This window comes from Mariniflexile sp., assembly GCF_052728615.1.
On sequence record NZ_JBFVFE010000100.1, the window covers coordinates 1 to 7,925 of the forward strand.

Consider the following 7,925-nt stretch of genomic DNA (forward strand, 5'->3'; position numbering starts at 1 on the left):
AGGCAATGAACACATATAAATCAATTGAAGAAAATTACAAAGAATTAACTATTCCACATTATTCTAAAACATAACCATAAAAATGAAACAAATCAAATTTTGGGGAGTTTTAATTTTTTTCGTGTCAATTTTATTTATCGGTTGCAAAAATTCGAGTAACTCAAAAGTAACTTCATCCGAAAAAACAGAATTGACAGATGCCGAAGATGAATGGGTTTCAATTTGGAACGGTAAAGACTTAACTGGCTGGCACACCTATTTCAATACTCCTTTGGCTGGTTATGCCAATACCAAGGAGAGGAGTACACTGGGCGTGGACAATCCTACGCAGGATATCATTGATGTAGTCCAATTGGAGGATGGTAGTGCCATTCGCATCTCAGGGGCAGCTTTTGGAATGATGTTTACCGAGCAGGAATATGGCAACTATCATTCAAACTAAAAGTTAAATGGGGCAAGGACAAGCACGTACCGAAAGAAAAGGAAGGCAGGGATAGTGGTTTGCTATATCATGGATTTGGTGAACCTGGATCTGCATATGCCTGGATGAATTCGCATGAAATGCAAATTCAAGAAGAAAACATAGGAGATTACATAGCAATAGGAGACCTAGAAATCGATGTTCCGAGCAAACCTATGGATGGTATTTTCTATCAATATGATGAAAATTCAGCGCTTCGGACATACTTTTCTGCTAAATTATATAAGGATGATCGACTAGTAGAACCAGTAGACGGTTTTAATGATAGTTGGGCAAAAATGTATGTGATGAAGTATCCTGACAAAGAAAATAAGTATGGAGAGTGGAATGACATTGACTTAATCTGCTATGGAGATTCAAGTATACACATGGTCAATGGTACTGTTGTTATGAGGTTATTTAACTCAAAAAAAACGAGCGATAATAGCCCTCTTAAGGCTGGGAAGATAGGGCTTCAATCGGAAGGAGCTGAAGTATACTATAAAGACATCAGGCTTAAACGGATTGATAAGATGCCAGAGTTATAAATCATTAAAATTCCATTAATAAAATCCTTAAAGGCGTTAAAAATACATATGCTAACTAAAGATGTATAAAAGAATGCGGTAGTATGTGCTTAATCAAATGTTAGTGCTTTTTGTTTCGTATGATCTTCAATAGGTCCAAAACAATAACTGGAACAAACACTACTTACAAGCATTATATAAAAAATTACTATTTTTATCTTAACCAATGTTAGTTGCTTTGTTTGCTTGCTTCTGATTTTTCTTCCGGAAAGTCCTCCTACATAAACACGCAACTTTCCATTATATACACATTAAACACAACTCATTCTTAATTCTTAATTAAAAAAAATGCTCCATTTAAAGCTAGAAACTGATCCTCGTTGGGTACATATTGTAGAATCGAATATTGAGGAAATACTTACCGATCATGCTTGGTGCGAGCAAAAAGCAGCTACAAACGCCATCACTATAATTACATTGAATTCTGAACATCCCGATTTGGTAACCGATTTATTGGCACTTGCCAAAGAAGAATTGGAACATTTCGAAATGGTGCACGAAATCATTAAAAAGCGTGGTTACAAACTAGGTAGGGAACGCAAAGACAGTTATGTTAACGAACTTTTTAAGTTTATGAATAAAGGCGGCAACAGGGTACAATGTATGGTGGACAGACTGTTGTTTTCTGCTATGATTGAAGCCCGAAGTTGCGAACGTTTTAAGCTCCTTTCAAAAGAAATAAATGATCCCGAACTTTCTAAATTTTACCACGAATTAATGATCAGTGAAGCGGGTCATTACACCACATTTATAGGTTTCGCCAGAAAATATGGTAAAGATGTGGATGTGGAAAAACGCTGGAAAGAACTCGTGGAATTTGAAAGTGAAGTGATTAAAAGCTACGGAAAACACGAAACCATTCATGGATAAAAGTTATTTCAAAAGTTAGTTATTTTATCAAACTATTATATGACTGGGATTGTTTCAGCTTCTTACTACATGGTAAACCTATTAAAATAGGAACATTGGTTTTAACGGTTCCACCCGCTTCTAACAACTACTGTCAATCTAATCTCAAACAGAATGTTTAACTTTGCCTAATTTATCATTTAGCCCATAATTTTAGAATGATTCACATTCAAGAAAAAACCTTACAGGATTTAGAATTTTCTACCGTTTTACGTCAAGTTAGCGAACATTGCGTAACATCGTTAGGAAATGAAAAAGCATTACAAATAGTTCCTTTTGGCAGTAAGGAAGTCCTTCTCAATAATTTACAATTAACCAACGAATATGTATCGTCTTTACAGAATGATAACCGCATTCCTAATCACGGGTTTGATTCTATTGAAAAGGAAATCAAACTGCTACGTATTGAAAACACCTATTTAGATGTCCATAGCTTAAAGAAAATTGTTTCCATTTCATTAACCACCAACGCCATTGTTTCATTTTTAAAAAAATTTGAAACGTATTACCCAAACCTTTATGAATTTGGATCGCACATAGAAGTTACCAAAGTCATTATTGAACGCGTCGATACGATTGTAGATCGCTTTGGCGATATTAAAGATAATGCATCGCCTTTACTTTTAGATTTAAGACAAAGCATAAACAAAGTAAAAGGGCAGATAAACCAAAGTTTTGTCTCTGCTTTAAACACCTATCATGGTTTGGAATATTTGGACGATATTCGAGAATCTGTAGTTGAGAACCGACGTGTTTTAGCCGTAAAAGCCATGTACCGCCGTAAGGTTAAAGGCTCGATAATGGGCAATAGCAAAACGGGAAGCATTGTGTATATGGAACCCGAAGCAACCTTAAAATACTCGCGGGAACTCAATAATTTGGAGTATGAAGAAGATGAGGAAACCGTTCGTGTTTTAAAAGAACTCACCAATTTTATTCGTCCGTTTTTACCGCTTCTAGAAAATTACCAAGACTTTTTAATCGCGATGGATGTTATTTCCGCAAAATCAAAATACGCCCGTTCCATGAATGCGATTCTTCCTGAGATTTCGGAAGAGAAAACCATGTATTTGTGCGATGCTTACCACCCGCTTTTATATTTGAATAACGAAAAAAAGAAAGAAAAAACATTTCCGCAGACCATTGAATTAAAACAAGACAGTAGAATTATTGTTATTTCCGGCCCGAATGCTGGTGGAAAAAGCATCACTCTTAAAACAGTTGGTTTATTGCAAGTGATGTTGCAAAGTGGTATGCTAATTCCGGTACACGAACGCAGCACCGTTTGTTTGTTCGATAGGATTTTAACCGATATTGGCGATAACCAGTCTATTGAAAATCATTTAAGTACGTACAGCTACCGTTTAAAACAGATGAATTATTTCTTAAAAAAATGCAATAAAAACACGCTTTTTTTAATTGATGAATTCGGTACAGGAAGCGATCCCGAATTGGGTGGTGCTTTAGCTGAAACGTTTTTAGAGGAATTTTACCATCGGGAGGCTTTTGGCATCATTACAACGCATTATTCCAACTTAAAAATATTGGCAAACGAATTACCTAATATGCTCAATGCCAATATGTTGTTTGATGAAAAAACCTTGGAGCCTTTATACAAACTGGTAATTGGACAAGCCGGTAGCAGTTTTACCTTTGAAGTGGCACAGAAAAATGGCATTCCGTTTAGTTTGATCAATCGGGCCAAAAAGAAGATTGAACGCAGTAAAGTCCGTTTTGATGCCACCATTGCAAAACTTCAAAAAGAACGCTCAAAGCTTGAAAAAACGGGCGAATCCTTAAAGTTGAACGAAAAGAAAAAAGGGCAAGAAGCCGATAAATTAGAGGAAACCAATGCAAAAATCCAAAAGAAACTTGAAAGCTATCAGGAATTATACGATAGCAACCAACGATTGATTTACTTGGGTCAAAAAGTAAATGATATGGCTGAAAAATATTTCGACAACAAACAAAAGAAAGCGTTGATGGACGAGCTGTTTAAACTGGTTCAAATTGAAAACTCCAAACGAAAAAAAGTAACTGTAAAAGAGAAAAAGGTGATAAAAGCCAAAGAAGAACAGGTTAAGCAAGAAGCAGAAAAAGTGGTTACCGTTATTCGCGAAAAGAAAAAAGAAGCGAAGAAAAAAGCTGTTCAAGCTCCAAAGCCAAAATCGATTTTAAAAGTTGGCGACCGCGTTAGAATGCAAGATGGTCGTGCCATTGGCAGTATTGACAAGATAGAAAAAAATAAGGCTATTGTGAATTATGGCATATTTACAACAAATGTGAGTTTAGAAGAATTGGAATTGGTTGAAGCAAAAAAATGATAGACTTACCAAAACATAAAAAACTTATTTTATTTGACGGTGTTTGCAATCTTTGTAACACCTCCGTTCAATATGTTATAAAGCATGATAAAAAGGATGTGTTTTTATTTTCTGCCCTGCAAAGCGAATATGGACAACAACTCATTGAATCGTATAAAATTGATACCAATAAAGTCGATTCCATTTTGTTATACACGCCCGGAAAAGGCATTGATTATAAATCGACAGCTGCTTTAAAAATCGCTTACAACTTAGGGTTTCCCCAAAGTTTAATGACCGTATTTTTTATTATTCCACCGTTTATTCGGAACTGGGTTTATGATTATATTGCTAAAAACCGATATAAATGGTATGGAAAAAAAGATGCTTGCATGATCCCTACTCCTGAATTGAAAAGTAAGTTTTTGGATTAAATATCACGTCATTGCAATGACGGGTTATTTCTCAACCAAACTCCCCCATTCTGTCCAAGAACCATCGTAAACGGAGATATTTTCATACCCAGAAATGGTTGCTCCAAGTGCTAAAACACAAGCGGTAATACCCGATCCACAAGAAAAAATAACGGGATCTTCTTTTTTGGCTAGCTTTTGAAATTTTGTTTCTATCATTTCATTTGAGAGCAATTGATTATCATCTAACAAATCTTCAAATGGCAAGTTTACCGAATTAGGAATCGTTCCCATCCGCAATCCTGCTCTGGGTTCTGCTTCTAAACTTTTAAACCGCGCTTCAGAACGTGCATCGATAATTGTATGACTTTTAGATTCTGAAGCCTTTTTCATATCATTAAAAAACTTCATTAATTCCGGTTTGTAAGTGGCTTCAAAATTACCTGGTTTACCGGTATAAGGTTTTATTGCTTCTGTTGCAAAACCTGCTTTTTTCCATCCAGGAAATCCACCATCTAAAACCGCCACATTATTATACCCAAAAGCCTTGAACAACCACCAGACGCGGGCACTCGAATAAATACCTTTATCATCATAAACCACAATGGCACTGTCTTTATTAATTCCTAATTCCCTTGCGGATTTTTGAAATTGCTCTTGTGAAGGAAATGTTGATGGAAACGGTGCTGTGGTATCGCTAAACTTGTTTTTTATATCGAATAATCGTGCGTTGGGTATTTGGGACTGACTTGCATCAAAAACCTTATTGATGGTGCCATCCAAAACAATTAAATTTTCGGCTTCTAAATGTTCTCGAAGCCACGAAACGGAAACTAGGGGTTGGGAAATTGTGATTTTAGCCATAAAAAAAACGGTTTTATCGGTCTGAAAGTTACTATAAAAATTTTTGGTGCTAATGGCACAAATTTACACAAATCTATATGTAAAAGTTTTTTTTATTTTCACGAATTTAACAGACTTTCAGTCTGTTTTAAAAATAACTTCCTTCTACAGCTCATAACGGTTCAGTTAAGAATCTAAATCGAAAGTCTCGGTGGGGTCTTTGTCCTCATTGTAGTTCATCATATTTTCACCATCGGCAATAATGGAGCAAACCGTAGCATCACCTGTAACATTTACTACGGTTCTAAACATATCCAAGATTCTATCCACAGGAAAAATAATAGCAATCCAAACAGGATTTAATCCCACTGAATTCAGCACGACGATGAGCATCACCAAGCCCGCACTTGGCACTGCTGCAGAACCAATGGATGCCAATGTTGTGGTGATAACAACGGTTAATTGCTGGCCAATAGTTAAATCTATCATGTGCATTTGTGCCAAGAAAATAACCGCCACCGCTTGATATAAACTGGTGCCGTCCATATTGACCGTGGCACCAATAGGCAACACAAAACTGCTTACTTTTTTATCGACACCCAGATTTTGTTCCACACATTCCATGGTAACAGGAAGTGTGGCAGCGCTACTGGAAGTTGAAAACGCCAAGGTTTGTGCGGGCCCCATCGCTTTAAAAAAGCCTAAATACGGTATTTTCTTAACGAATAGTTTTAAAATAGTTGGATACACCACAAAAATCATGAGCAACAAGCCCGTTAAAACGGTTAGAGAATACCAACTCAACCCTTTAAAAATTTCGATGACTTTACCAATGTCGTCTCCCGCCATTTTACCCACAACACCTGCCAATAAGGCGAAGACAAAAAATGGTGCTGCTTGCATTACCAAGTCAACCATTTTTAAAAACACTTCATTAATGCCGTCAACCAAGGTTAAAACGGGTTGTGATTTTTCATTAGGAATGAACAGCAAACACACCCCAAAAAACAAGGCAAAAAAGATGATTTGCAGCATTAACCCATTATTTGAAAGTGAAAAGAAAAAGTTTTCGGGCACAATATCTACCAAAGGCTGTAGCGGAGATACTTGTTTTTGTTTGGTTGCTTTTTCAATTTTATCTGAAACCGAAGCTTCCTTTAATTCCGCTTTCGTTAATTCTGAAATCTCTTGCGCCCGTTCAAAAAACTTGGGGTCTTTTAAATAGTTAATGCCATCCTTAACCTCATGACCTTGGGAAGCTGCCCAAATTTCGTAGCTAATGCGATTATCAATTCTACTCTGTTCATCTATTAACTTACCCGGTTTAACAACATTTACCAAAAGCAAGCCCAAAGAAATGGCCAAAATGGTTGTAATCAGGTAAAAAAACAGGGTTTTCCCTCCCATTCTACCTAGGCTTTTTGGGTCCCCAATATTAGCCACGCCACCAATGATGGAAAACAGCACCAAAGGCACCGCAATAAGTTTAAGCAGATTGATGAAAATAGTCCCGAAAGGATCTATCCAATTTATGGTAAACGCACTCCAACCTAATGAACTTGACAGTAATGCCCAAATAATACCGAGCGTCATGCCTATTAATATTTTCCAATGTAGTGCTAGTTTTTTCATAAGCCTCTCCTAACCTCTCTAATTCCTCTGCGCGCTCAGCACAGGCTTGGAGAGGAACTGTTTTTAGTTAATTATTAAATTTGTTGAACAAGATAAGTATTTTAAATTTTGTTTGAAGAATTGTTTTTATGGATTCTATTTTAAAGGTTTAGGGCAAACTTTGAACAACTTTGTGAATTAGTTGTAGCACAAAGATACACAGAGAAATACACGAAGTTTCGCAGAGAAGAAGCGGATGTTTTACTAAACTCCAACACAATAGAAGCATCAATACCCAACTTGATACTTATTTCCCTTGCTACTTTTAAGGTTGGTTCACTTTTACCAGTTAAGTACTCGCTTATTCTTGATGTGCTAACTCCTAAAAGTTCGGATAAACGTTTTTGGTTCAATCCCATTTCAGCCATACGCATTTTTACAACCTCGGGAAGAGCTGGTTTTTTAACTGGATAGGTGCTTTCTTCATAATCGGCAACAAGGTCTGATAACAGATTTAACTCAATATACTCTTTAGCTTCTGTATTCTCGATGTTGTTGGTGTTTTGCAAAAGCGTTTCAATGCGCTCTACAATAACGTTATATTCTTTTTCTGTTTGAATCATGACTAGATGCTTTAATGTTTTTAATATGGTATATGACAAAATTCTAGATTGAAAATATAAACAGCATGCTTTTAGTATATTACTGTTTGTCCGTTACGGAGACCTCACAGGTGGGGTGTCAAATTTGAAGTATCTAAAATTTAAAATTCCGTTCTCTTTTTTATCTTCAATAATGA

At 36.2% G+C, this 7,925-nt stretch carries 8 protein-coding genes; 5 read left to right on the forward strand and 3 right to left on the reverse strand.

Translation table 11 applies throughout. The annotated features are described in order from the left end of the window. Positions 1–82 precede the first annotated feature (82 nt). The 5 genes from ACU1LP_RS19045 (at position 83) to ACU1LP_RS19065 (ending at position 4,693) form a co-directional block, all read left to right on the forward strand. A complete protein-coding gene (locus ACU1LP_RS19045) occupies positions 83–442 on the forward strand; it encodes a hypothetical protein (protein ID WP_445734153.1) in 360 nt (119 codons plus the stop codon). Continuing rightward, positions 418–1,008, forward strand: coding sequence for a 3-keto-disaccharide hydrolase (locus ACU1LP_RS19050; RefSeq protein WP_445734158.1), 591 nt, complete (start codon positions 418–420; stop codon positions 1,006–1,008). Before ACU1LP_RS19045 ends, ACU1LP_RS19050 begins: the two co-directional genes overlap by 25 nt. A 327-nt stretch (positions 1,009–1,335) precedes the next feature. Further along, positions 1,336–1,917 carry a tRNA-(ms[2]io[6]A)-hydroxylase gene (locus tag ACU1LP_RS19055; protein WP_445730818.1) on the forward strand — a complete coding sequence of 194 codons (582 nt, stop codon included), beginning with the start codon at positions 1,336–1,338 and terminating at the stop codon, positions 1,915–1,917. A gap of 197 nt (positions 1,918–2,114) precedes the next feature. Continuing rightward, entirely contained in the window at positions 2,115–4,280 is a 2,166-nt protein-coding gene (locus ACU1LP_RS19060) for an endonuclease MutS2 (protein ID WP_445734154.1), read from the forward strand. Then, on the forward strand, positions 4,277–4,693 hold the full coding sequence (locus ACU1LP_RS19065; RefSeq protein ID WP_445734155.1) for a thiol-disulfide oxidoreductase DCC family protein: 417 nt from the start codon (positions 4,277–4,279) through the stop codon (positions 4,691–4,693). Before ACU1LP_RS19060 ends, ACU1LP_RS19065 begins: the two co-directional genes overlap by 4 nt. 24 nt (positions 4,694–4,717) lie before the next feature. On the opposite strand, the gene ACU1LP_RS19070 is transcribed toward ACU1LP_RS19065, so the two are convergent. The 3 genes from ACU1LP_RS19070 to ACU1LP_RS19080 all read right to left on the reverse strand — a co-directional run bounded on the left by ACU1LP_RS19070 (position 4,718) and on the right by ACU1LP_RS19080 (position 7,749). Next, positions 4,718–5,536 (reverse strand): sulfurtransferase, encoded by an 819-nt coding sequence (locus tag ACU1LP_RS19070; protein ID WP_445734156.1) that lies wholly within the window; start codon positions 5,534–5,536, stop codon positions 4,718–4,720. A gap of 165 nt (positions 5,537–5,701) precedes the next feature. Next, positions 5,702–7,147 (reverse strand): dicarboxylate/amino acid:cation symporter, encoded by a 1,446-nt coding sequence (locus ACU1LP_RS19075; protein ID WP_445730814.1) that lies wholly within the window; start codon positions 7,145–7,147, stop codon positions 5,702–5,704. A 140-nt stretch (positions 7,148–7,287) separates the two neighbouring features. Continuing rightward, positions 7,288–7,749 carry a helix-turn-helix domain-containing protein gene (locus ACU1LP_RS19080; protein WP_445730813.1) on the reverse strand — a complete coding sequence of 154 codons (462 nt, stop codon included), beginning with the start codon at positions 7,747–7,749 and terminating at the stop codon, positions 7,288–7,290. Positions 7,750–7,925 lie beyond the last annotated feature (176 nt).

What these genes read in the sequence shown, in the direction of transcription:
- ACU1LP_RS19045 (WP_445734153.1), top strand. Translation starts at nt 83, where the DNA reads ATGAAACAAATCAAATTTTGGGGAGTTTTAATTTTTTTCGTGTCAATT.
- ACU1LP_RS19055 (WP_445730818.1), top strand. Translation starts at nt 1,336, where the DNA reads ATGCTCCATTTAAAGCTAGAAACTGATCCTCGTTGGGTACATATTGTA.
- ACU1LP_RS19060 (WP_445734154.1), top strand. Translation starts at nt 2,115, where the DNA reads ATGATTCACATTCAAGAAAAAACCTTACAGGATTTAGAATTTTCTACC.
- ACU1LP_RS19065 (WP_445734155.1), top strand. Translation starts at nt 4,277, where the DNA reads ATGATAGACTTACCAAAACATAAAAAACTTATTTTATTTGACGGTGTT.
- ACU1LP_RS19070 (WP_445734156.1), bottom strand. Translation starts at nt 5,536, where the DNA reads ATGGCTAAAATCACAATTTCCCAACCCCTAGTTTCCGTTTCGTGGCTT.
- ACU1LP_RS19075 (WP_445730814.1), bottom strand. Translation starts at nt 7,147, where the DNA reads ATGAAAAAACTAGCACTACATTGGAAAATATTAATAGGCATGACGCTC.
- ACU1LP_RS19080 (WP_445730813.1), bottom strand. Translation starts at nt 7,749, where the DNA reads ATGATTCAAACAGAAAAAGAATATAACGTTATTGTAGAGCGCATTGAA.